This is a genomic window from Ruegeria meonggei (assembly GCF_042768335.1).
Taxonomy (GTDB): Bacteria; Pseudomonadota; Alphaproteobacteria; order Rhodobacterales; family Rhodobacteraceae; genus Ruegeria; species Ruegeria meonggei.
This window is the reverse complement of sequence record NZ_JAXHBT010000001.1, coordinates 3,342,635-3,365,854: the sequence shown is the minus strand read 5'-3', so window position 1 is coordinate 3,365,854 and position 23,220 is coordinate 3,342,635. Positions and strand designations below refer to the sequence as shown.

At 59.6% G+C, this 23,220-nt stretch carries 29 protein-coding genes and 1 pseudogene; 10 read left to right on the top strand and 20 right to left on the bottom strand.

What is annotated here, in order from left to right; translation table 11 throughout:
- Positions 1–62: 62 nt before the first annotated feature.
- On the top strand, positions 63–761 hold the full coding sequence (locus tag SJY13_RS16670) for a glutathione S-transferase family protein (protein ID WP_377192439.1): 699 nt from the start codon (positions 63–65) through the stop codon (positions 759–761).
- A complete protein-coding gene (locus tag SJY13_RS16665; protein ID WP_377192437.1) occupies positions 758–1,144 on the top strand; it encodes a DUF1801 domain-containing protein in 387 nt (128 codons plus the stop codon). Before SJY13_RS16670 ends, SJY13_RS16665 begins: the two co-directional genes overlap by 4 nt.
- Here SJY13_RS16665 and rnr read toward each other — a convergent pair.
- The 3 genes from rnr to dapE are packed head-to-tail and all read right to left on the bottom strand — an operon-like array spanning position 1,135 to position 5,169.
- The gene (gene rnr / locus SJY13_RS16660) at positions 1,135–3,393 is read right to left on the bottom strand and encodes a ribonuclease R (RefSeq protein ID WP_377192435.1); all 2,259 of its coding nucleotides are present in this window, start codon (positions 3,391–3,393) and stop codon (positions 1,135–1,137) included. The two genes, SJY13_RS16665 and rnr, sit on opposite strands and share 10 nt — an antisense overlap.
- A gap of 57 nt (positions 3,394–3,450) precedes the next feature.
- On the bottom strand, positions 3,451–4,026 hold the full coding sequence (locus SJY13_RS16655) for a TIGR04282 family arsenosugar biosynthesis glycosyltransferase (RefSeq protein WP_377192433.1): 576 nt from the start codon (positions 4,024–4,026) through the stop codon (positions 3,451–3,453).
- 3 nt (positions 4,027–4,029) lie between these two features.
- Complete coding sequence (gene dapE, locus SJY13_RS16650) at positions 4,030–5,169, bottom strand: succinyl-diaminopimelate desuccinylase (RefSeq protein WP_377192431.1); 1,140 nt, start codon at positions 5,167–5,169, stop codon at positions 4,030–4,032.
- Between the two features lie 208 nt (positions 5,170–5,377).
- On the opposite strand from dapE, the gene SJY13_RS16645 reads away from it, so the two are divergent.
- Positions 5,378–6,436 carry a transporter substrate-binding domain-containing protein gene (locus SJY13_RS16645; protein WP_377192429.1) on the top strand — a complete coding sequence of 353 codons (1,059 nt, stop codon included), beginning with the start codon at positions 5,378–5,380 and terminating at the stop codon, positions 6,434–6,436.
- Here SJY13_RS16645 and SJY13_RS16640 read toward each other — a convergent pair.
- On the bottom strand, positions 6,433–6,777 hold the full coding sequence (locus tag SJY13_RS16640; RefSeq protein WP_377192427.1) for a hypothetical protein: 345 nt from the start codon (positions 6,775–6,777) through the stop codon (positions 6,433–6,435). The two genes, SJY13_RS16645 and SJY13_RS16640, sit on opposite strands and share 4 nt — an antisense overlap.
- Positions 6,778–6,893: 116 nt before the next feature.
- On the opposite strand from SJY13_RS16640, the gene SJY13_RS16635 reads away from it, so the two are divergent.
- Complete coding sequence (locus SJY13_RS16635) at positions 6,894–7,229, top strand: cupin domain-containing protein (RefSeq protein WP_377192425.1); 336 nt, start codon at positions 6,894–6,896, stop codon at positions 7,227–7,229.
- Between the two features lie 63 nt (positions 7,230–7,292).
- Here the strand turns inward: SJY13_RS16635 and SJY13_RS16630 are convergent.
- Positions 7,293–7,511, bottom strand: a pseudogene (locus tag SJY13_RS16630) (2,3,4,5-tetrahydropyridine-2,6-dicarboxylate N-succinyltransferase); the annotation flags it as partial.
- 235 nt (positions 7,512–7,746) lie between these two features.
- Here SJY13_RS16630 and SJY13_RS16625 point away from each other — a divergent pair.
- Positions 7,747–8,328, top strand: coding sequence for a hypothetical protein (locus SJY13_RS16625; protein WP_377192423.1), 582 nt, complete (start codon positions 7,747–7,749; stop codon positions 8,326–8,328).
- Between the two features lie 140 nt (positions 8,329–8,468).
- Here SJY13_RS16625 and dapD read toward each other — a convergent pair whose 3' ends face one another.
- The 5 genes from dapD to SJY13_RS16600 all read right to left on the bottom strand — a co-directional run bounded on the left by dapD (position 8,469) and on the right by SJY13_RS16600 (position 12,617).
- Entirely contained in the window at positions 8,469–9,296 is an 828-nt protein-coding gene (dapD, locus tag SJY13_RS16620) for a 2,3,4,5-tetrahydropyridine-2,6-dicarboxylate N-succinyltransferase (RefSeq protein ID WP_377192421.1), read from the bottom strand.
- 92 nt (positions 9,297–9,388) lie between these two features.
- Complete coding sequence (bioB, locus tag SJY13_RS16615) at positions 9,389–10,354, bottom strand: biotin synthase BioB (RefSeq protein ID WP_377192419.1); 966 nt, start codon at positions 10,352–10,354, stop codon at positions 9,389–9,391.
- Positions 10,347–10,934 (bottom strand): biotin transporter BioY, encoded by a 588-nt coding sequence (locus tag SJY13_RS16610; protein WP_377192417.1) that lies wholly within the window; start codon positions 10,932–10,934, stop codon positions 10,347–10,349. The genes bioB and SJY13_RS16610 overlap by 8 nt, the downstream gene beginning before the upstream one ends.
- A 122-nt stretch (positions 10,935–11,056) precedes the next feature.
- Positions 11,057–11,656: a GntR family transcriptional regulator gene (locus tag SJY13_RS16605; RefSeq protein ID WP_085823446.1), complete on the bottom strand. Its 600-nt coding sequence runs from the start codon at positions 11,654–11,656 to the stop codon at positions 11,057–11,059.
- Between the two features lie 43 nt (positions 11,657–11,699).
- Positions 11,700–12,617 carry a threonine/serine dehydratase gene (locus SJY13_RS16600; RefSeq protein ID WP_377192415.1) on the bottom strand — a complete coding sequence of 306 codons (918 nt, stop codon included), beginning with the start codon at positions 12,615–12,617 and terminating at the stop codon, positions 11,700–11,702.
- A 79-nt stretch (positions 12,618–12,696) separates the two neighbouring features.
- Here SJY13_RS16600 and SJY13_RS16595 point away from each other — a divergent pair, with 79 nt between their 5' ends.
- A complete protein-coding gene (locus SJY13_RS16595) occupies positions 12,697–13,539 on the top strand; it encodes an LOG family protein (protein WP_085823448.1) in 843 nt (280 codons plus the stop codon).
- 3 nt (positions 13,540–13,542) lie between these two features.
- Positions 13,543–14,643 carry a cystathionine gamma-lyase gene (locus SJY13_RS16590; RefSeq protein ID WP_377192413.1) on the top strand — a complete coding sequence of 367 codons (1,101 nt, stop codon included), beginning with the start codon at positions 13,543–13,545 and terminating at the stop codon, positions 14,641–14,643.
- Here SJY13_RS16590 and SJY13_RS16585 read toward each other — a convergent pair whose 3' ends face one another.
- A complete protein-coding gene (locus tag SJY13_RS16585; protein WP_085823450.1) occupies positions 14,644–15,027 on the bottom strand; it encodes a hypothetical protein in 384 nt (127 codons plus the stop codon).
- A 161-nt stretch (positions 15,028–15,188) separates the two neighbouring features.
- On the opposite strand from SJY13_RS16585, the gene SJY13_RS16580 reads away from it, so the two are divergent.
- Both SJY13_RS16580 and SJY13_RS16575 read left to right on the top strand, forming a co-directional pair.
- The gene (locus tag SJY13_RS16580; RefSeq protein ID WP_377192411.1) at positions 15,189–16,106 is read left to right on the top strand and encodes a DnaJ C-terminal domain-containing protein; all 918 of its coding nucleotides are present in this window, start codon (positions 15,189–15,191) and stop codon (positions 16,104–16,106) included.
- Positions 16,103–16,447, top strand: a complete 345-nt coding sequence (locus tag SJY13_RS16575) for a hypothetical protein (RefSeq protein WP_085823452.1) — start codon at positions 16,103–16,105, stop codon at positions 16,445–16,447. The genes SJY13_RS16580 and SJY13_RS16575 overlap by 4 nt, the downstream gene beginning before the upstream one ends.
- A gap of 1 nt (position 16,448) precedes the next feature.
- Here the strand turns inward: SJY13_RS16575 and SJY13_RS16570 are convergent, their stop codons facing one another.
- The 5 genes from SJY13_RS16570 to SJY13_RS16550 form a co-directional block, all read right to left on the bottom strand.
- On the bottom strand, positions 16,449–17,024 hold the full coding sequence (locus SJY13_RS16570; RefSeq protein ID WP_377192409.1) for a cytochrome P460 family protein: 576 nt from the start codon (positions 17,022–17,024) through the stop codon (positions 16,449–16,451).
- A gap of 282 nt (positions 17,025–17,306) precedes the next feature.
- Positions 17,307–18,494: a 23S rRNA (adenine(2503)-C(2))-methyltransferase RlmN gene (rlmN, locus tag SJY13_RS16565; protein ID WP_377192407.1), complete on the bottom strand. Its 1,188-nt coding sequence runs from the start codon at positions 18,492–18,494 to the stop codon at positions 17,307–17,309.
- A 79-nt stretch (positions 18,495–18,573) separates the two neighbouring features.
- A complete protein-coding gene (locus tag SJY13_RS16560) occupies positions 18,574–18,951 on the bottom strand; it encodes a lysozyme inhibitor LprI family protein (protein ID WP_377192405.1) in 378 nt (125 codons plus the stop codon).
- Positions 18,952–19,090: 139 nt separating this feature from the next.
- Positions 19,091–19,258, bottom strand: a complete 168-nt coding sequence (locus SJY13_RS16555) for a hypothetical protein (protein WP_377192403.1) — start codon at positions 19,256–19,258, stop codon at positions 19,091–19,093.
- Between the two features lie 164 nt (positions 19,259–19,422).
- Positions 19,423–19,956 carry an invasion associated locus B family protein gene (locus SJY13_RS16550; protein WP_377192401.1) on the bottom strand — a complete coding sequence of 178 codons (534 nt, stop codon included), beginning with the start codon at positions 19,954–19,956 and terminating at the stop codon, positions 19,423–19,425.
- 177 nt (positions 19,957–20,133) lie between these two features.
- Between SJY13_RS16550 and SJY13_RS16545 the strand changes: the two genes are divergently transcribed.
- Complete coding sequence (locus SJY13_RS16545; RefSeq protein ID WP_377192399.1) at positions 20,134–21,132, top strand: asparaginase; 999 nt, start codon at positions 20,134–20,136, stop codon at positions 21,130–21,132.
- Positions 21,133–21,137: 5 nt separating this feature from the next.
- Here the strand turns inward: SJY13_RS16545 and SJY13_RS16540 are convergent, their stop codons facing one another.
- From SJY13_RS16540 to serB, 4 genes are read right to left on the bottom strand one after another with little or no spacing between them, the layout of a single operon-like run.
- Complete coding sequence (locus SJY13_RS16540) at positions 21,138–21,458, bottom strand: YciI family protein (RefSeq protein WP_377192397.1); 321 nt, start codon at positions 21,456–21,458, stop codon at positions 21,138–21,140.
- 22 nt (positions 21,459–21,480) lie between these two features.
- Positions 21,481–21,909, bottom strand: a complete 429-nt coding sequence (locus SJY13_RS16535) for an SRPBCC family protein (RefSeq protein ID WP_377192395.1) — start codon at positions 21,907–21,909, stop codon at positions 21,481–21,483.
- Positions 21,897–22,226, bottom strand: a complete 330-nt coding sequence (locus tag SJY13_RS16530; protein WP_377192393.1) for an ArsR/SmtB family transcription factor — start codon at positions 22,224–22,226, stop codon at positions 21,897–21,899. Before SJY13_RS16530 ends, SJY13_RS16535 begins: the two co-directional genes overlap by 13 nt.
- A gap of 46 nt (positions 22,227–22,272) precedes the next feature.
- Positions 22,273–23,151, bottom strand: coding sequence for a phosphoserine phosphatase SerB (serB, locus tag SJY13_RS16525; protein ID WP_377192391.1), 879 nt, complete (start codon positions 23,149–23,151; stop codon positions 22,273–22,275).
- Positions 23,152–23,220 lie beyond the last annotated feature (69 nt).

The window sequence follows — 23,220 nt, the reverse complement described above, 5'->3', positions numbered from 1 at the left end:
TAATGACAGAAACTGTCATTAGCTAGAGGTACCCATCACTCATCCCAAAACCGGAGCCCCTGATGTTGACCCTTCTGACCTACCCTTCTGCATTTGGACTGTTCAGTGCCAGCCCCTTCTGCGTGAAAACCGCGTACATGCTGCAAAAATCCGGGCAAAACTGGCAGCGTTCAGACATGCTTGACCCCCGCAAGATGCCCCACCAGAAATTGCCAGTTCTCCGCACCCCCGAGCGTCTGTTGCCCGACAGTGACCTGATCCGAGACTGGCTTGAGGCGCAGGGTGCTGATTTCGACACAGGCCTGAGCGATGTACAAAAGGCCCAGTCGCGGGCTTTGATCCGCATGGCTGAAGAGCATCTGTATTTCCAGATCGTTCTGGATCGTTGGGGCAACGATGACGTCTGGCCGATACTGTACGATACGTTTTTTACCGGGATCCCAGCGTTGATCCGCAGACCCGTTTCAAACTCGGTGCGCAAATCTGTTCTCAAGGGTATTGTCACGCAGGGTATTGGACGATTCTCATTGGCTGAGCGTTTGGACAGGGTCGAACGCGATCTCGAAGCGATCTCGGCCTATCTCTGGCAATCGAGCTTCTTGTTGGGCGACCACCCCACCGCTGCAGATATGAGTGTCGGTCCAATTCTGGCCGCCATGCGCGCAACACCCGCAGATACCCCCCTGACCCGCCGGATCAAACAGGATAACCTGTTGAACAGTTACATAGACCGAGTGGAACAGGCGATCCCGTTGTCATGACCCCCTTTGACGACCCCGCAGTCGAGGCCGCGTTCAACGCCTTCCCCCAGAGCACCCGAACGGGTGTTCTGGCATTGCGCGATCTGGTGCTTGAAACCGCCGGATCGCTACCGAAGGCGCAACCTTTGCAAGAGGCGCTGCGCTGGGGGCAACCTGCCTATCTGGCGCCCAAGGGATCGACGATCCGATTGGGCGGGCACAAGGCTGCATCCTTTGCCCTGTTCGTCCATTGCCAAAGCCGGTTGATGGGTGATTTTACCTCGGCCTTTCCGGGCGAGGATCGGATCGACGGCAACCGGGCCATCTTGTTCGATGACCCGGGTCAGATCGACAACACCCGTCACGGCTGGTTGATTGCGCGGGCGCTGACCTATCACTTCTGACGGCGCTTGCGTTCCACTTTACGTTTGATCTTGTCTTTCTTGCGCTTGGTGCTGACCGCCTTGCGCCGGGTTGGTCGGCCCTTTGATCCGCGTCCGCGCGGCAGGGCCTGATCATCGATTGACAACAGTTCCAACTCTAACCCGCCGGTCACTGGGGTGGCGGCGGTCAGACGCACCGTGACCCGTTGACCAATCGCAATGGTCAGGCCGGTATCCGACCCCATCAGCGTGCCGGCCTCGCTGTCGAAATGAAAGAACTCGCGACCCAATGATCGCACTGGCACCAGCCCGTCCGCTCCGGTTTCGTCCATCTTCACAAATGCCCCGAACCGGGCAATGCCGCTGATCCGGCCTGAGAATTCATTGCCCACCCGCTCGCTCAGATAGGCGGCCAAGTAGCGGTCGGTCGTATCGCGCTCGGCCATCATCGAACGGCGCTCGGTGTCCGAGATATGGGTGGCGGTTTCGTCCAGCCGGTCGATTTCATCCTCTGTCAGACCATCGGTGCCCCAGCCATGGGCCGAGATCAGCGCCCGGTGCACGATCAGGTCGGCATAACGGCGGATAGGCGAGGTGAAATGCGCATAGTTCCGTAGCGCCAGCCCGAAATGGCCGAAGTTTTCCGCGTTGTAATAAGCCTGCGCCATTGACCGCAATGTGCTGAGGTTGATCAGCTCTGCATCCTCGGTCCCGGCGGCGGCGTTCAGCAGCGCGTTCAGATGGCGGGTCTGCAACACCTGCCCTTTGGCAAGGTTCAGCCCTGCCGCCTGCGCCGTTTCCCGCAGGCTTGCCAGTTTCTCCTGCGCAGGTTCCTCGTGCACACGGAACAGCAAAGGTCTGCGTTTCGCTATCAGCGTTTCAGCGGCAGCCACGTTGGCGAGGATCATAAACTCTTCGATCAGTTTATGCGCATCCAGACGATCCCGAAAAGCCACGCTTTCGACCTCACCCGCATCGCTGAGGATGATCTTGCGCTCGGGCAGGTCCAACTCCAGCGGTTGCCGCTCTGACCGTGCTTTTTTCAACGCGGCATAGGCGGCATAAAGCGGGTTCAGCACCGGGTCCAGCAAAGGTCCGGTCCGGTCGTTGGGATTGCCGTCAATCGCATCCTGCACCTCGGCATAGTGCAGCGACGCGGCCGAGCGCATCAGCCCCCGCACGAACCGGTGACCGATCTTGTTTCCGTCGGCGTCGATCTGCATTCGCACGGCGATACAAGCGCGTGGCACGCCCTCGTGCAGTGAACACAGGTCCCCCGACAACCGGTCGGGCAGCATCGGCACCACGCGGTCGGGGAAATAGCTTGAATTGCCGCGCTTGCGGGCCTCACGGTCCAACGCGGTGCCGGGCTGCACATAGGCAGCGACATCCGCGATAGCGACCCAGATCACATGCCCACCCGGGTTTTTGGCGTCATCATCGGCATGGGCGTAACAAGCATCATCATGATCCCGCGCGTCCGAAGGGTCGATGGTCAGCAGCGGCATGTCCCGCAGATCTTCGCGCCCTTTCAGGCCAACGGGCTTGGCCTTGTCGGCCTCATCTATCACTTTGTCCGGGAAATCATCCGGAATCCCGTGCTGATGGATCGAGATCAGCGACACAGCCTTAGGCGCCGACGGATCGCCCAGCCGTTCGACAATGCGCGCGCGGGGCAAGCCCATGCGGTTCTTCGGCCCGGCCTGTTCGGCCTCGACCAATTCACCATCCTGTGCCCCGTGCACCGCCCCGTCATGGACCAGCCATTCGGTTGATCCGGCCTTGTCGATAGGAACGATCCGACCGCCCTCGGCTCCTTTGCGGAAGATCCCCACGATACGGCGCGGGTTGGACCCGATACGGCGGATCAGGCGAGCCTCGTAATTGTGGTCTTCCTCCTGCACCACGGTCAGCCGGGCCAGAATACGGTCACCTTCGCCCAACGCCGGATCGCTGGCGCGGGTGATCATCAACACGACGGGCTCGACCCCCTCGCCATGCCATTCCAGCGGGCGCGCAAACAAATCGCCATCCGCGTTGGGGGCCTTGATCTGTAACACGCTGACAGGCGGCAACCGGTCGGGATCGCGGTAGCTGCGCTTGCGTTTTTCCAAATGACCTTCGACCTCAAGCTCTTTGAGGATACGCTTCAGGTCGATACGGTCAGCGCCCTTGATCCCAAAGGCTTTGGCGATATCGCGTTTCGAGGTCAGGGTGGGGTTCGCCGAGATCCAGTCCAGGATCTCTTGCTTGGTGGGGATGCGAGTCATGCCTTTGGCCTAGCACGGGTGTGCGACGGCGTCATGACCAAAAAGCGCCCCCTCGGGTCAGGAATTCAGATCGTCCACCGTGTCGACGTCGCGCAGATGATCCAGAAAGGCCACGCGGCACCCCGAAACCGAAGCCAGCGTATCTGCCAGAGCATGTTTCGTAGACCATCGCACATCCCGAAACAGGCTTTGTGGCAAAGCACCAAAGCGCTGCGCACCAACGAGCCAGTAACCCCCGTCCGGGGCCGGGCCAAACACCATCTGCGCTGACCCCAGCCCTTTGAATGCCTGCGCGATATGACCGCGTGTGATACCGGGAATATCCGCACCGATCAGGCAAACCGGCCCGTTCGGCATGGCGCGCAGCATCCGACCCATCCGATCGCCCAGATCGCCCTGCCCCTGCGCCGCGCGGGGCAGGTCTGCGGGCCAGATACGGCTGGTCAAACCGTCGCGATCCGGTGACACCGCCAACACGATCTGCCACCGCGGATCGCGCAGCCGCCGGATCAGCGACCGGGTCTGGTGCCTGAACCACCAGGCCGCGCCAACCATGCCGATATCCCGCCCCAGCCGAGTCTTGACCCGGCCCGGTCGTGGTTCCTTGACCATGATGACCAAAGTACGCTGCATGGATCAGGCAAAGTAATCCCGCAGGATGCGCGTATAGATCGCCTTGAGCTGTTCGATCTGCGCCACCTCAACGCATTCGTCCACCTGATGCATGGTGCGGCCAACAAGGCCAAACTCGACCACCGGACAATGGGACTTGACGAACCGCGCGTCAGACGTGCCCCCCGTAGTGGACATTTCAGGCGCAACTCCTGTTTCATCCTCAACCGCCTTGCCCACGAGATCGGACAATGGCCCCGGCGGTGTCAAAAAGCTTTCGCCCGAAATCTTGATACGAACCGCCACCTCGACATCGCAGGCATCGGCCACGCTTTGCGCCTTGGCCCGTAACCACGTGCTGAGTTCGGCCCCGGACTGCAGATCGTTGAACCGGATGTTTACCGTCCCGCGGCACTGCGCAGGGATCACATTGGTAGCCGTGTTCCCGGTGTCGATATTGACGACCGCCAGGGTCGACGCATCGAAATGGTCCGAGCCCTGATCCAGTTCATGACTGGCCAGGTCGTGCATCAGGCGCGCCATAGCGGGCAGTGGGTTTTTGGCCCGGTGCGGATAGGCTGAATGGCCCTGTACCCCGGTCACGGTGAACCAGGCGGTCATCGACCCGCGCCGGCCGATCTTCATCATCTCACCCATTGTGTTAGGGCAGGTCGGTTCACCGACCAGACAAACTGACATCCGCTCATCGGCGCCGTCCATGTAGTCCAGCAGGGCCGTGGTGCCGTGCAGCGCATCGCCCTCCTCATCGCCGGTGATCGTCAGAATGACCGCCCCGTTCGGCGGCGTGTCGCGTACGAAATCCACAGCTGCGGCAGCAAATGCCGCCACCCCGGACTTCATATCGGTTGTCCCACGGCCGTACATCACACCATCGCGTATCGCGGCCCCGAAAGGAGGCATGGTCCAGGCGGCCTCGTCCCCGACTGGCACAACATCGGTATGCCCGTTGAATCCAAAGCTGCGCGCATGACCCTTTTCGCCCCACCGGGCAAACAGATTGCTGACACCGCCGCGATCCACACGGGTGCAGTCAAACCCCGCATCCGACAACAACGCCTCAAGCAGCACCAAAGCGCCGCCCTCTTCGGGTGTGACCGATGGGCAACGGATCAGGTCTGCCGTCAACTGTACCGGATCTGTCATGATGTGGCCCTTTGGTTCATTCGCACGCAGGTTCGCGTACAGATTCAACGAATTGGGCGGATTGCCAACCCCCGTGGTCCCGATTTCAGACGCTTTTTTCCGTTTGTACCGATTTGATACGTCAATAAAACATGACGCTTTACCCTGCGCGCATCTTGCTGGAGTAATCAAAATCGCGTTAGAGGGCCGCGAAACAGGTAAATTACCAATGACTCGCGCCCTTTGCATATGGATCTGCCTGGCGGTTGCCACATTAGCGCAGCAAATCCAGGCTCAGACACTGACGGTCACCACAGTGACACGCCCACCGTTTTCTTATGTTGAAGACGGGGCGCAGGCGGGATTCTCAATGGATCTGTTAGAGGCTCTGGCCGAGGCGCTGAACTGGGATTACTCGGTCACCCGGGTCGAAGGGTTCAACGAAATGCTGGGGGCCGTTCAGGATGGCACCGCTGATCTGGCCATCGCCAATATCTCGATCACTGCCTCGCGTGAGACGCAGATGGACTTTACCCAACCGATCTTTGAGGCCGGCCTACAGATCATGATCCCGTCCGCGGCCACGCGCAGTCCATCTCTGCTGCAGGCGCTGCTGTCGGTCGAGCTGTTCATCGCCATCGGGCTGGCCTTTGCCATTTTGCTGGGCGGCGGGATGCTGATGTGGGGGTTCGAACGCCGCGCGCAGCCCTATTTCGACCGCAAACTGAACGAGGCGTGGTTTCCATCCTTCTGGTGGGCCCTCAATCTGGTGGTCAATGGCGGGTTCGAAGAACGGATGCCCCGGACTCCCTTTGGCCGATTGCTGGGCGTCATTCTGGTTGTGTCCTCGCTGTTCATCGTTTCGGTCTTCACTGCGCGGATCACCTCGGTCATGACCGTGGACGCCATCACCGGTAACGTGAATTCTGTCAACGATCTGTACGGCAAGCAGGTTGGGACAATTTCTAACTCAACCGCTGCCAGTTTCCTGAACCGGCGCGAGATTGAGTTTTCCAGTTATGAAGATCTGGATCAGATGCTGACCGCCTTCAAGGATGAGCAGTTGGACGCTGTGGTATTCGACGCACCAATCCTGTCCTACTATGCCGCGCATGAGGGGCGCCGGATCGCATCCGTCACCGGAGGCGTGTTCCTGCGCGAAAACTATGGCATAGCGTTCCCCACCGGATCACCTCTGGTCGAGGACGTCAATCAGGCCCTGCTGGCACTACGCGAAGACGGCACCTATGACGAGATTTACCGCAAGTGGTTCGGCGCGCGGAACTAGGCGGTCTCTTCATCCCCGAAAAACGGCGTCATCTGCGCGACGATCACTGCGTTTTCGTCCAGCGCCCGCTGCATCAACGCCCGCTCATCGGGATCGATCTCATGCCCTTGTGCCTCACGTTCGGCCAATGTGCCATAACCAGTGACATCCAGCGGTGCGGTATCGGCCTGTTTCAGGATCGCCACGGTTTCACGCACGGCCTCTGCCTCGTCCACGCCACTGGCAAAACATATCAGCGCCGCCCCAGTCGCGTCTTTGGGCAGGCCATCGCCGTCTTTGCGGCCGATTTGCACAAGCAGGGTGTAAACTTGCTGACGAGAGGGCTTCTTTTGCTTTTCCATGCAGGGGGCCATAGCGGCGCACCTGTGCGCGGTCAAGCACCCGCCAATTGTAAGGTCAGGTCCGCCCGGTCATAGTGCCCACGTAACCCTTCCCAAATCCTTTTAAGGACGCCGTTATGCCCTATCCAAATTTCATTTCCAGTTTCCCAAGCCTTGACGTCCCGTTTCCCGAGGACGTGGTACAGACAGCGGTCATCAGATCCGATGCCGGGCTGGTGGCGTTCTTCACGTTTCTCCAGGATTTCGAACTGCCGCTGCATTCCCACAAAGCGCAGTGGGGCACCGTGATCGAAGGCGAGATAGAGCTGACCATCGGCGACGACACCCGCATCTATCGCCCCGGAGACAGCTACTCGATACCGGCTGGTGTTGAACATGGCGGCAAAATCAAAGCCGGGTCGCGTGTGATTGACGTATTCGAAGAACCCGACCGCTATCCGATCAAGGGATAGGCCGCGAACGAAAAAGGGCTGCGGCGGTATTCGCTGCAGCCCTGTTTAATTCTCGCGAGAGCGTTAGTCGCGCAACAGCTCGTTGATCCCGGTTTTCGAGCGGGTTCTTTCGTCCACTCGCTTCACGATCACCGCGCAAGACAGGCTGACATTGTTCTTGTACGGCATCGAACCGGCGACGATCATCGAACAGAGTGGCTCTTCGCCATTCATGACCTCTCCGGTTTCCCGGTCCACGATCTTGGTGGACTGACCGTTAAAGATACCCCTTCCCAGAACCGATTCTTGATACCTTGCGAAAAAGACACAATCTGGCCGCAATCTCCTCTCCGGGGGATTGACACGAATCTCGGCAAGAATCCGCAAGGTTGAATATGGCAACCTTTTGCCGACACTTCGCGCATCTGTGCGCGGGTTTTGGCTGAACGCTACACCGCTGACCCGAGCCGTTACACGCTGAAAAGAACGGTTCTTAAAATGACCGCACTTTAAAATTATTTTTGAGAGGGAAAGTTCGATGAGTAAATTATCCAAACTCTTAACAACTACCGCGAGCCTGTCCTTGCTGGCATTAACTCCAGCGGCAGTCAGCACAATCACCTTCTCTTCCAATGCTGCATACGCACAAGAAAGTGGCGGCGGCGAGTCCGAAGGCGGTGAAGGCGGCGGCGGCGAGTCCGGTGGCGGCGAAGGCGGCGGTGAGTCCGAAGGCGGCGAAGGCGGCGGCGAAGGCGGCGGCGGCGAGTCCGGTGGCGGCGAAGGCGGCGGTGAGTCCGAAGGCGGCGAAGGCGGCGGCGGTGAGTCCGAAGGCGGCGGCGGTGAGTCCGGTGGCAGCGAAGGCGGCGGCGGCGAGTCCGGTGGCAGCGAAGGCGGCGGCGGTGAGTCCGGTGGCGGCGAAGGCGGCGGCGGTGAGTCCGGTGGCGGCGAAAGCGGCGGCGGTGAGTCCGGTGGCGGCGAAGGCGGCGGCGGTGAGTCCGGTGGCGGCGAAAGCGGCGGCGGTGAGTCCGGTGGCGGCGAAGGCGGCGGCGGTGAGTCCGGTGGCGGCGAAAGCGGCGGCGGTGAGCAGGCTACCGATGTGATGCCAGGAGAGAACCGCTGATTTCAAAAATTATCGGCTTCTATAAAACCAATAATCCTTAGCTATGGAAGCTCAATAATTGCGAGTTCTCATCGCTGAAGATTCAAACAAATTGAATGGCCGGGCCAGATGGCACCGGCCCTTCTTTTTTTGATCAATCATCAATCGCGCAACAGCTCGTTGATCCCGGTTTTCGAGCGGGTTCTTTCGTCCACCCGTTTCACGATCACCGCGCAATACAGGCTGACATTGTTCTTGGACGGCATCGAACCGGCAACGACCACCGAATAGGGTGGCACTTCGCCATACATGACCTCTCCGGTTTCCCGGTCCACGATTTTGGTGGACTGGCCGATAAAGACGCCCATCCCCAGAACCGAACCTTCGCGGACGATACAGCCCTCAACCACTTCGGAGCGCGCGCCGATAAAGCAGTTGTCCTCGATGATGGTCGGGCCAGCCTGCATCGGCTCCAGAACGCCACCGATCCCAACGCCGCCTGACAGGTGCACATTCTTGCCGATCTGCGCGCAGGACCCGACGGTGGCCCAGGTGTCAACCATGGTACCCTCGTCGACATGAGCGCCGAGGTTCACGAATGACGGCATCAGAACCACGCCCGGGGCGATATAGGCCGATTTACGGACCACGCAGTTCGGAACGGCACGGAAACCGGCCGCGCGCCACTGGTTTTCACCCCAACCGGCGAACTTGCTGTCGACCTTGTCCCACCAGCCGCCAGCCTGCGGACCGCCGGTCTGAATTTCCATATCCTTGATGCGAAAGCCCAACAGGACCGCCTTTTTGGCCCATTGGTTCACATGCCAATCGCCGCTGTCCAGCTTTTCGGCCACGCGCAACGACCCGCTGTCGAGCGCATTCAGCGTATCTTCGATCGCCTCACGCTGTTCGCCGGTGGTGGCGGGGGTGATGGTGTCGCGCGCCTCCCAGGCGGCTTCGATGGCGGCTTCCAGTTGCGCGTTGGACATGGGGGTGCTCCGTACAGAATCTATTCACGTTGGTCTTGCCTATACGCAAGCGCAATCCATGGCGCAATGCGACGCAGGCGGGCGCGTTTACGTCAGTCTTCGGTTAAAGCCCCTAATGCGGCAAACATATCCCGGTCACTGCCCGTGCCCGCATTCGGCGCGGTCAGCAGCACATCGCCGTAAAATACCGAGTTCGCCCCAGCCAAAAAGCACAAGGCCTGCTCGGCCGCCGAGAAGTCGGAGCGCCCGGCCGACAGGCGCACGCGTGTCTTTGGCATGGTGATCCGGGCGGTAGCGACCATGCGCAACAGATCAAAGATGCCAACCGTTTCTCGATGTGCCAGTGGCGTGCCTTCGATCGGGATCAGCGCATTGATCGGCACGCTTTCAGGATGCGGATCAAAATTCGCCAGCACCTGCAACATCGAGGCCCGGTCCCGCAGGCTTTCGCCCATGCCGATAATCCCACCACAGCACAGATCGATGCCCGCGTCCCTACAATAGCTGAGCGTTTCCAGCCTGTCGCGATAGGTACGGGTGCCGATGATTTCACCGTAGAACTCGGGCGAGGTGTCAAGGTTGTGGTTATAGGCCGTCAGCCCGGCCTGGGCCAAACGTCTGGCCTGATGCGGCTTGAGCATTCCAAGGGTCACGCAGGCCTCCATCCCCAACGCGCGAACGCCCGCGACCATCTCAAGCACGTTGTCGAACTCGTCCCCATCCCGAACCTGACGCCAGGCGGCCCCCATGCAGAACCTCTCGGCCCCAGCCTGCTTTGCGCGTTTGGCCAGGGACAACACGTGTTGCGGGTTCATTAGCTTTTCTTTGGTCAGCTCGACTTCGCGGTGATGGGCGGATTGAGGGCAATAGGCGCAATCTTCGGGGCAGCCGCCGGTCTTGATCGACAGCAGGCTGGCTTTCTGGATGTCTTCGGGGTTGTGATGCGCCCGGTGGATCATGTTTGCACGGCCGACAAGATCCAAAAGGGGAAGGCGCAGGAGCGCCTCCACCTCATCTACACTCCAGTCACTGCGGATATTCCGGGCGTTATCAAGCATCCGGCTGCGCCCCGCGGAATTTCTGCATCAATCCCACAGGCAAGCCGATCACCAGTACAGCGGCAAGGGCGACCTTGACCAAATCACCGGCGATGAATGGGGTAAAGCCATAGGCCAGCACTTTGTCCGCCGGAACAAACTGCATCAGCCAACCAAGGCCAAACACGTAGATTGCCGCCAAACCCATCAGCATCGCCGGGACAAGGAACAGTTTACGCAGGTGATCCGCCACCCATCCAACAAGGATCGTCGCAATGACAAAGCCCATCAGATAGCCGCCGGTGCCGCCGATCATATAGGCAACGCCAATACCCTTTTCCGGGGTTCCGGCAAACACCGGCAGACCCGCAGCCCCGGCCACCATGTACCCGATCACCGTCGCCGACCCCAGCCGCATCCCATAAGCGGCAGCGATGGCCATGACGGCAGCCACCTGCAGGGTCATTGGAACCGGCCAGAAAGGGATCTGAATCTTGGCGCTCGCCGTTAGCAACAGGACACCCGCCACTACTCGGAGGATTTGGCCAATTGGCGTCAGATCGCCTGCGGATGGCAAGGTAGAGTTGAGTGCAGGTTTCATTTGATCCTCTTTTATAGATAAAATTGAGTCAATTCTGCACAGCAGCATTATATTTATCTATTAAAAATCAAGCGAAAAATTAACACGTGAATTAAGTGGTTAAATATCAATGAATTACGTGATTAACTGGCACGCCGTATATGACGGGACAGAATCGCCGTGGCAGCCGAAGCATCCCGATTTTTCAGCGCCTGAACAATTGAGGCGTGATCGGTATCCACACGCTGCACCCATTTCGGACGCCAGTGGGCGAACAGATGGCGCGCGCTTGCGATATGCAGATCATCGATCGTATGCAACAGGCGTGGCAGCCCGCAGGGTGTCAGGACAGCCCGGTGAAACACACGGTTCCGGGCCTCCCATTGCGGCATGGTTTCGGCCTGATCGCACGCGATCCGGGCGTCATCAGCGGCCTTCAGCGCGACCGGCGTCATGTTCTGCACCGAATGCTGCAGCGCCAGAGTTTCCAGCGCCACCCGCATTTCAGTGACTTCCCGCACCTCGGCCGGATCCAACGCGGTCACGCGCATACCGCGCCGGGGCTCGCTTTTGGCCAGACCATGGGCCTGCAGCCGCAGCAAGGCCTCGCGCACGGGAACATGGCTTGCCTCAAACGCGCGCGCGATATGATCCTGCCGCAGCTTTTCACCGGCAGAAAGCTCTCCGGTGATGATCTGTTGGCTCAGGGTCTCATAAATTCTGTCGGCTATCGTCGCGGTCATAAATTATAGATAAAATCCGCAACTCATTTCCACAAGCCGATAATTACCCCTGTAGCGGGTCCGGAGAGATGTTTCCGCCACAGATCAGAACTGCCACCTTTTCCCCCGGTTCGGGCTGATAGGCCCCCGATAACAACGCAGCCAACGCAGCTGCACCCGCAGGTTCGACAAGGATGCGATGCGCGCGCCACAATTTCTCCTGCGCCTGCGCAATGGCCGCGTCTGGCACAAGGACCGAGGTCATCCCCTGTGCCAGATCGAAACAGATCGACCCGATCCGCCGCGCGCCCAGAGCGTTGGCAGCAATACCGGACACGGCGACATCAACCGGCTCACCCGCCTGCAGGGCCGCGTTCAAGGCACAAGATGTCTCAGGCTCGACCGCCACAACCTTGCGCGCACCCTGAAACCAGCCCAGAGCCCCGGCGATCAGGCCACCTCCGCCAACCGCCACCAAAACCGTATCGGCCTTCAAGCTCTGCGCTTCCCATTCTGCGAAACAGGTGCCCTGCCCGGCTACCGTTGCGGGCGCGTCATAGGCATGGATCTGCATCGCTCCGGTGGCGTTCTCATACACCTGCGCCTGCGTCAACGCATTGGCGTATTCGCCCGCGACCACGCTCAGATCCGCACCTGTTTGTTCGATCAAAGCGATCTTGGACGGCCCCGCCAGTTCCGGAACAAAGATTTTGGCCGGATGGCCCAGCGTTTGCGCCGCATAGGCCGCTGCGGCGCCGTGATTGCCACCGGATGCGGCCACAACCCCCGCTTCGGGCACATCCAGGCTGAGCAACGTGTTGAACGCCCCACGCGCCTTGAAACTGCCTGTGTGCTGCATATGCTCCAGTTTCATTTCAACCGGGTAATCCAGCCCCAGCGCCCGGCTTTCCATCACAGGCGTCACCTGTGCATATCCGTCAATCCGTTCAGCAGCTGCTGAAATTTCGTGCTTCCAATTCATTCTTGTCTTTCCGTGACTGGCGCTCTGACCGTGAACCCTATAGCTGTTTTGAGAACACGCAAGCAGGGATAGATCACCGATGAGAGAAGACCGCCTCAGCCCGTTTCGCGACGCGCAGACAGACCGCTCGACCGCGAGCGAGGTACCGGACACGCCGCAGACGCGCTCACCCGCGTATCGCCTGGCCTTTGCCGATGATGACTTCCTGTGTCGCGATGAATTGCGCCCGGTGCGCCTGCAACTGGAACTGCTGAAACCCGAGATGATCATGACCGAGCGTGAGATCACCTCAACCATTGTCATGTTCGGCGGGGCGCGCATCCCCGAGCCATCGCAAAAACACACGGCACGGACACAGACCCTGTCCAACCTGTCGGTATACTACGACGAGGCGCGCGAATTTGCCCGGCTGATGACCGAGAAATCGAACGAAACCGGTTGCCGCGAAAACGTGATCGTCACCGGTGGTGGTCCCGGCGTGATGGAGGCCGGAAACCGCGGTGCGCAGGACGCAGGCGGCTGTTCCATCGGGCTGAACATCGTGCTGCCACATGAACAGGCACCGAACCTCTATGTGACGCCCGACCTCAGCTTTAACTTCCACTATTTCGCCATTCGCAAGATGCACTTTCTGATGCGCGCCCGCGCCATCACTATTTTCCCCGGCGGATTTGGCACCATGGATGAGCTGTTCGAATCCCTGACGCTGATTCAGACCGGTCGGATGGAGCGTGTGCCCTTCCTGCTGTTTGGTCGCGAATTCTGGGAAAAGGTCATCAACTGGGAGGCGCTGGCAGATGCGGGCACCATCTCGGACGAAGATCTGGACCTGTTCCGCTTTGTCGATACGGCCCAGCAAGCAGTTGATATCATCGAGAATTGGGAACCCGCGCCCGCCCGCGACGAAATCCCGGGGCGTTAAGGCATGAAGCCTCCCAAGACCGGCGAAATGTTGCATCTGCGCGGCAATGCACTGGACAAAGGGGAACCAGTGGCGTTGCCGCTGACCCAAAGCAGCATGTTCCACCTGCCCGGCGCGCCGGAGGGTCAGGATTTCTATGGCCGAGTGAACAACCCGACATGGGAACATCTGGAACAGGTTCTGGCCCATCTGGAAGGCGCACCCTGTCTGAGCTTTCCGTCAGGCATGGCGGCGATCTCGGCCGCCTTGTTCGCGACGGTCAAATCCGGGTCACGCATCCTGATCCCATCCGACGGCTATTACGTGACGCGGGTACTGGCCGAGCGGTTTTTGACCAATCTGGGCGTCTCGGTCACCGAACGCCCGACCACTGCGTTCACCGCTGGCGGGTTCGATGGGTTCGATGTGGTCTTTGTCGAAAGCCCCTCGAACCCCGGTTTGGACATGATGGACCTGCCCGCCATTGCCGCCGCTGTTCGTGCCGCAGGTGGGATCACGATCGCAGATAACACAACAATGACACCGCTGGGCCAACGCCCATTGGATAGGGGCATCGACATTGTCGTAGCCTCGGACACCAAGGCCATGGGTGGGCATTCCGATCTGTTGATGGGCCATGTCGCCAGCCGCAGCGCGCAGATCATGGAACGGATCGCGGAATGGCGGCGGGTCTCGGGCGCAATCCCCGGCCCGCATGAGGCCTGGTTGCTGCATCGCGGGCTGGAAACGCTGGACGTCCGGTTCGACCGCATGTGCAGCTCGGCGCAGGTTCTGGCCGAACAGCTGGCGGGGCATCAGATGGTCAAACACATCCGTTATCCGGGCCTTCCGGATGACCCGTCACACGCCCTGGCCAGGGTTCAGACCACACGGTTCGGCTTCCTGCTGTCGATCACGCTGGAGAGTGAGGCCAAGGCCGAAGCGTTCATCAACACCTGCCCTCTGCTCCGGCCTGCGACATCCTTTGGCGGCGTCCACAGTTCGGCCGAACGCCGCGCCCGGTGGGGCGACGATGTTGATCCCGGATTTATCCGCCTGTCGGTCGGGTGCGAACCCGTGGAAGAACTGTGGCAATCAATCGAGGCCAGCCTGAACCGGCTGTGATCACTTCTTGGGTTCGCGCAACTCGGTGAACACATAGATCGGCAGCACCACGCTGGCGATCAGCGCGCCCAGCCAGACCAGCAGCGTCGCAGCCAGCAGGTTAGAGATGCCCCCAACCGTCAGACCGGCGGTGACCAGATCGGTCACCAACAGGCCCACAAAAGTCACGATCAGGGCGATCCCACCCTTGAGTGCCGGCGCCTTCTGTTCTCCTAGCTTCAGGATCAGGGGCTCGGCCACCACCTGCACCAGCGTAAAGACGATCACCACAACGATGAACGAGATCGGCCGGATCGCAAATCCTGACAGCAGCACTGCCGCAAGCAACAAACCGATGGCATTGCCAGCCAACAGGGCCAGAACGGATTTGATTCTGCGCGTCATGGGGTTCTCCGACAGCAAATACTTAGAAACATGCATATGTTAGCAGATCCGCGGGATTTTGCGAGCGGTTCCAAAAGCCTCTTTCATTTGGGGTGTTGAAATCGCATGATAAAACGCATTCATCAAGATCAGACCTGCATCCGAGATTGACGAGAGGTGAGATGAGCGACGATCCCTATTCCGCCCTAGGCGTCACCAAAGACGCCAACGCTGCCGAGATCAAAAAGGCCTATCGGCGCATCGCCAAGGAATGCCACCCGGACCTGAAACCCGGTGATGCCGAGGCCGAAGAGAAATTCAAAGCCGCCGCGGCCGCCTATGATCTGCTGAAAGATCCCGACACTCGCGCCCGCTTTGACAAGGGCGAGATCGACGCTTCGGGTCAGGAACGCCCACAGCAGCAGTATTATCGCGACTATGCCGAGGCCGCCGGAAACCCCTATCGCGGGCAGGCCGCGGACCCAGACGATATGTCCGACATCTTCGCCGAATTCATGCGCGGGCGCGGCGGGTACGGACAGCGCACACAAGAGTTTCACGCCCCAGGGCACAATCGCAGCTATAGCCTGCAGATCAGCTTTCTGGATGCGGTGTTTGGGGCCAGTCAGAAACTAACCCTGCCCGATGGCAACCGGATCGAGGTCAAAATCCCTGCCGGTGTCACCGACGGCCAGACCATTCGCCTGCGCGGCAAGGGGGATCCGGGATTTGGTAAAGGACCGTCGGGGGACGCTCTGGTTACGGTGTCCGTCGCGCCGCACCCGGTCTTTGATCGCCTGGGCGATGACATCCGCATCACCCTGCCCATCACGATTGATGAGGCGATCCTGGGCGGTAAAATCCCCGCGCCCACCATAGACGGCGGCGTCAATGTCAGCGTCCCGGCCGGCACCAGCAGCGGCAAGACCCTGCGCCTGCGCGGCAAGGGCGTCAAGAAACGCGGATCAACCGAGCGGGGGGATCAACTGATCGAACTGACCGTTTCGATGCCGGACCAGATCGACGATGAGCTGAAGGGTTTCATGGAGACATGGCGCGAAACCCACCGCTATGAGCCGCGCAAAGGAATGCTGTCATGAGCCGCACTTTGACCGAAGACGAACTGATCACCACTGTCGCCCGCCTGACATCCTCGCGTCTGACCGAATATCTGGCCGCCGAGATCGTGATCCCTGAACAGACCGAGCAGGGGCTGGTCTATCACAGCCTCGACGTGGCGCGGCTGGAACTTGCCTGCGAGCTGCACGAGCAATACGAGATGGAGCCCGATGCCCTGTCGATGATGATCTCACTGATCGACCAAATGCACGGCCTGCGCGCGGAACTGCGCGAGGTGCTGAACGCGGTGCAGGCGCAGCCCGAACCGGTGCGGCAGACCCTGATCGAAGTCATCGGAACTGCCCGGTTCAGACAAAGGTGACTTAGTTCTTCACCACGTACTCTTCCGGCACGAAGAAAGTATAGTCCCGGTCGGCCACCGCCTCGTGGCAGTCATGGCAATAGGCCACGGCCCGCGCGCGTGCGCCCATCGTGTCACCGAATAGCGACCCGTCCGGCATCACCATGATGTACCGCCAGTCTGCCGTGTCTGGATTGGCACCATCGGCCAGTTTCTCCATCACGAACAAAGCACCCGGGTGGATGTTACCCTCATCCGTGACCGTCACGCTGTCTTTGGCCAGAACCGACCCCATGGGCAGCTTTTCGCCCGGTTGCAGGGTGCCGTAATTGTGCGCCATGCGATTGGCAAAACTGTTTACAAAGCGCTGACCATGCGTGGCCGAAATATAGGGCGCGTCATTGAACAATGGCCAGTTCTGATAATTCAGAAGAATATCCATTTGTGCAGCGGCATAGCCCCGCCCCATGCGCCGTTGCAGCGACTCATAGACACGCAATGCCTCTTCCTTGGACAGATCCGCCGGATTCTCGATTGCAAGATGCGCATCGTCTCCGTTTGATTGTGCAATAGCACCGGTAGCGGCAAATACCGACATGATCAATGCTGTAACTGAGATTGAATTCAATCGATTAAATAGAAATAACATTTGGATGGCCCACCTGATTTTAAGGTTCGCCCGCACGCCGCTGGTTACGATAAAAATGATAGCGGCCTTGAACAAACACGCCACACCCGGATCGCGACTCTCACCGCTTTGTGCGTAAGAGTGAAATGCACCTGCCCGGTTTTGGCCGTGCAAACATATCAAATTCTGCATGCAATAAACAGCAGCCCAAAGATTAATTTATCGCAGGCCGCCATGCAGGACTGGGAAGGTTCAGCTTTGCAGCCCGGCCTCGGCCTCGATCTGCTTGCGCGATTTGCGCGCGCGTTCGGTGGCGGATTTCAACTGACCGCAGGCGGCCATGATGTCCTCGCCCCGGGTTTTCCGGATCGGCGATGCGTAACCTGCTTGATAGATGATGTTCGCAAATGCCCGGATGCGGTTGTTCGAGCTGCGCTTATACGGCGCGCCGGGCCATTCGTTGAACGGGATCAAGTTGATCTTGGCCGGAATATTGTGGCGCTTGATGTGGTCGATCAGACGGTGCGCATCCGCGTCACTGTCATTGACGCCGTCCAGCATCACGTATTCAAACGTGATCCGCTCGGAGTTCGAAACTTTGGGATAGCTGGCCAGCGCCTGCAAAAGCTCTTCGATGTTCCAGCGCTTGTTGATCGGCACCAGCGTATCGCGGATGTCATCCGTGGTTGCGTGGAACGAGATCGCCAGCAGGCAGCCAATCTCTTCGGCGGTACGTGCAATTTCAGGCACCACACCCGAGGTCGACAGGGTGATGCGTCGGCGCGACAGGGAAATCCCCTCGGGGTCCATGGCGATTTTCATCGCGTCGCGGACGTTGTCGAAATTGTACAGTGGCTCGCCCATGCCCATCAGAACGATGTTCGACAGCAGGCGGGTTTCGTCCTTGGGCGCACCGGGCACCGGCCATTCATCCAAATCATCACGCGCCATCATCACCTGGCCGACAATTTCCGCCGCCGTCAGGTTACGCACCAGTTTCTGCGTGCCGGTGTGGCAGAACGAACAGGTCAGCGTACACCCGACCTGAGACGAGATACAAAGCGTGCCGCGGTCGTCTTCGGGGATGTAGACAACCTCTACCTCATGCCCGCCCGCGATGCGGACAAGATATTTGCGGGTGCCGTCCTCGGACACCTGACGGGTCACAACCTCAGGAATCTCGATGACGAAATTCTCGGCCAACTGCGCGCGATAGGCTTTGGCCAGATTGGTCATCTCGGCAAAATCGCGCACGCCCCATTGATAAATCCACTGCCAGATCTGGCCAGTGCGCATCTTGGCCTGTTTCTCGGGCGTGCCGTGTTCGATCAGAACCTCGCGCAAGCGGTCGCGGGTCAGACCGACAAGGTTCACTTTCCCCTCGGGCAAGTTGCGGGGGATGGTCAGGACGTCTTGAGTGATCGGCGCTTTGGGCGACATGGGAATATCTCGAAGGATTCTGGCTTGGGATGCGCCTCTATATAGGAAGCTGCGCAAAGATCAAAAGGAATCGTACAGATCATTCTGCATAGTTCAGCAACGCATCCACCCGCGCCCGGCCCAGATCGACCCGGCAGGAGGTGATGGCAATACCCGTGCCCGAGCCGCCCCCGTATGAGGCACCAATCGCCTCGCACTGCGCATCCCGGTAAGTGGTCCAAGCGGTTTGGGCAGCCTCCAACGCGGGTTGAGCGACGGTCCGACCGGTCACGTCATCCAGCTCTTTGGCCGATTGCATGGCAAAGCCATAGCTTGTCTCAACAGCGCGGTTCACCTGGTCCTCCATTGCCTGAACACAGGTGCCGATTTCGACCTGCGAGCTAGCCTCAGAGCATTCCAGACTTGGGTCAGCCAGGGCCGCCGAAGAAAAAAGCAGGAAGGGCAGAATGTAGCGCATGATGTGTTCCCGGACTGGTTTTGCATTTGGCCCCTCTATACCACGCCGGCACCCATGACCCCAATTGAAGTTCAGCCGCAGCGGCAAACCCGATGCGGCCGAAAACATGTGCTAGTTCCGGGAAAACTGGATCCTGTCGTCAGACGCCCGCAGGAAGAATGTCACAATCCGTGGCGTCCAGAGTCTTCACCGGGTCTTCCGGCCCGCATTGCTCACCGGTGACGGGATAGGTTTCACTGGTCTTGTCACACGCGCTCAACAATAAGGCAGCAGCCATCATCAGCACAGCAAAAGGTTTGTTCAACATCTGCAATTTCCTTCCTAAATCCTGAACCAATTAGTGCAAACCCGCAGGCCGTTTACATTGATAAGGATCAAGTTCGGGAAGGGACGCCGGGTAAAGACGGCGCTTACTTCACCCAAAAGAAAACCCCGCCAAAAGACGGGGCTTTGTGTCGATAACAGGTTCGTCTAGTTGGTGCAGCGCTTTTCCGCGTCTTCGATCGCCGCGGTAAATCCCAACAGCGAGAACGTATCCTTGGTCTGCGTGCCGCGCTCGGATCTGGCAGTCAGAACCGCCTCGGTTCCGCGCTTCATGGCCGCGACGACCTTCAGGTCTTCGCCCTCGGTTGCGGGCCACGCCCATTCGCCTTCGGTGATCAGCTCGAATTCGGTTCCGTCGATCTCAAGGTTGACCGTCGATCCGGGGGCAAACGGATAACCACCGGTAAAGGTCACCTGACCTTTGACCTCGGCGTTGGGGCGGTAGAACACGAATAACAGGATATCGCTGCGGCGCACCGACACCACACGCCCGCCGCGGGTGTTGACGGTTTCCTTGGGGGCAGACACGCTCCAGCATTCGGTGGGATCATCTTCTACGAAAACGCTCCAATCAGTTTTGGCTGCCACCCGATTGGTGCTTGTCGCCTGCTGAGCGATTGCGGTGGTGGCCATCCCTGCCACGCACAGGCCCGCGATCACGCGGACGAGTTTTGATCCCATTTGTCCAGCCTCCTAGCTCGACCTATACCTCATACCCACCGGAAATGCCTGCGAACCCTGCCAGTTCGTCTGTAAGTTGCGTCTTCCGATGATTGCCGACATACACACACTAACGCAGGTTTCGCCACAGGCGAAAGAGCGATTGGCAGAATTTTGCGCATAAAGAGGATGGTCCCGATGACGCACCCCATACCAATGACCGAACTATGGCGCGGCCCTTTGCTGGAAAGCCTGCATCTGGGGCACGCCGTGATTTGCGACGACACTGGCCAAATCGTACGCAGTTGGGGTGACCCGAATGCGATCATTTATCCCCGGTCCTCAGCCAAAATGATCCAGGGTTTGCCGCTGGTTACGTCAGGCGCGGCCGCGAAATACGGGCTGAACTCTGAACATCTGGCGTTGGCCTGTGCCTCGCATAACGGGGCGGCCATCCATACCGACCGCGTTTCAGCCTGGCTGGATCATCTGGGCCTGGCCGAACCCGATCTGCGCTGCGGCCCGCAGGAACCGCAGGATATGGCGGCGCGTGATGGGCTTATTCTGGCCGATGACACACCGTGCCAGATTCACAACAACTGTTCCGGCAAACATTGCGGGTTCCTGACCGTAACACAGCACATGGCCGCCGGACCGGAATACCTTGAGATCGACCACCCGGTGCAACAGGCCTGCCTGTCGGCCCTCGAAGAAACCACCGGTGAAACCAGCCCGGCCTATGGCATCGATGGCTGCTCTGCCCCGAACTTTGCCACATCGCTGACGGGCCTGGCCCGGTCGATGGCGTGGTTTGCATCAGCGGCTGACCGGTCGGACAGGGCCAGCGACGCCGCGCAACAACTTACTGCTGCGATGATCAAACATCCGGAACTGGTTGCCGGGGAAAACCGGGCTTGTACGGAACTGATGCGTGCCATGCAGGGTCGTGCCGCGATCAAGACAGGGGCCGAGGCGGTGTTTGTCGCAATCATCCCGGAAAAACGTATGGGGGTGGCGCTGAAAATCGCCGATGGCACAACCCGCGCCAGCGAATGCGCCATCGCCGCCATTCTGGTCAGCCTCGGCGTGCTAGAGGCCGATCACCCGGCCACCCGCACCTTTATGAATGCCACGCAATACAGCCGTCGTGGGCTGGAATGTGGCGTGATCAGACCTGCGCCGGGGTTCCCCGGCTAAGGCCCTTACATTTCAATTTCATGCACCTCGGCCACTTCGACCGAGCCTGATCCGTTCACGACCATTGGACAGCCTTTGGCCATCTCGGTCGCAGCATCCATGCTGTCGGCCTTGACGACAGTAAAGCCCGAGGCCGGGTTGGCACCGCCATTGTCGGCAACGCCATCGGCGCTGACAGTACAGGACTGGCCCACCGGGTTACCGGGAATATCCAGTGCGGCGCCTATGTTCTGAAACCATGCACCCCACGCGGCCATGGTCGCCTCAACCTTGGCAGGGTCGGTTGGGGTGTGACCGCCGTGATAGACAAATAAATACTGTGGCATTTCTTTCCTCCCTAAATGAAATCTATCCCAATTGGGCCTCAAGCTTGCGCAGCGATGAGGTCCAGCCGGTATTGTGGTTTGCGGCGATCTCGTCATCACCCAGATCGCGGTGATCCAGAACAAGACGCGCGCCGTCGCCAGCTGCTTCGACGCTGAGGGTTACGTGGCTTTCCGCCCCGCGCTGGTCCTGATCATCATGCCAGCCCCAGGTGAACCCCACCGACTTGGGCGGGTTGGTATGTGTGACCTGACCCGACACTTTGTATCGCTGGCCGTCCGCGTTCACCATGACCGAGTACCACGGCCCGAGGCGCGAAAAATCCAGATCATGCTCGGGCACATGCATCCCCTCGGGCCCCCACCACTGCAACAGTTTCGCACCATCGCTGATCCAGGCAAACAGGGTTTCGGGGCTGGTTGGGAACTCACGTTCCAGTTTCAGGTCGGCCATGAGTCTTCCCTTTCAATCAAATCGTTCAAACGGTCGAGGCTGCTCTCCCAGAATTGTCGTTTCGATATGGTCCACTCGGCAATCGCCCGCAGCCCATCTGGCTGGATCGAATACATCCGTTGTGTGCCCTGCACGCGCTGCTGGACCAGCCCGGCCTCGCGCAAAACCTTCAAATGGCGCGAGATCGCCGCCCCGGACATGCCGCGCCCATTGATCAGGTCACCTGCGGACAATTCTCCGTCCTGCATCAATTGCTCAACGATCGAGAACCGGGTGGCGTCGGACAGCGCCGAAAAACTGGTCAGAAGCGTGTTCATGATCTTTATTTAACGGTTTCGCTAAATAAAGGGAAGCCCCAGTTTGTCAGAGGTCCGAAAACGCCGTGCGCGCATAACCCTGCAGGTAAAGCAGGGCGGTCAGATCCCCGTGATTGATCCGGATATCACATTGCGCTGCGACCGAAGGCTTCGCATGCAGCGCTACGCCCGTGCCGGCGCGCTCCAGCATACCCAGATCATTGGCCCCGTCGCCCACAGCAATGACATCCGATTCCGACAGGCGCAGCCGCGCTGTGATCTGTTCCAGCGCATCGACCTTGGCCTGCCGCCCCAGAATGGGGCGCTGCACGTCGCCGGTCAGCTTGCCATTTTCGGCCAGTAAGGTATTGGCGCGGTTTTCGTCAAACCCCAGCTCATCAGCCACCTTGGCCGTGAACGCCGTAAAGCCCCCCGATACAAGCGCCGCGTAGCCGCCGTTTAGTCGCATGGTTGCGACCAGTTCTCTACCGCCTGGCATTAATGAGATGCGTTCGGCCAGAACCTTGCCGATCACGGCCTCATCCAGACCTTTCAATAGGCCGACCCGCTCGATCAGCGCGCCCTCAAAATCCAACTCACCATTCATGGCACGGGCTGTGATATCTTTGACCCGATCCCCGACACCGGCCTCGTCGGCCAGTTCGTCAATACATTCCTGCTGGATCATGGTGCTGTCCATATCGGCCAGCAACATCAGCTTGCGCCGTTTGAACACCGGCTGCGCGATCAGATCAACGCCCAACAGCTGCAGCTCGGCCCATACGTCCCATTGGTTTTCGGGCTTCTCGGCAAACTTGAACTCCGCCGCCTCGTCCGGGCTCAGCCATACGGGATTGCTGCCACCCCAGGCATTGCACAGCGCCTCGACCAGTGCCTGTTCAAGCGATGGTGCGGTTGGATTGGTCAACAGGGTGGCAACGTACATAGTCAGTCTCCGGAAAGGTCACATGCGCATAGCGCAGGTGCCGCAAATTCGCCAGAGCCTGTTCGCACA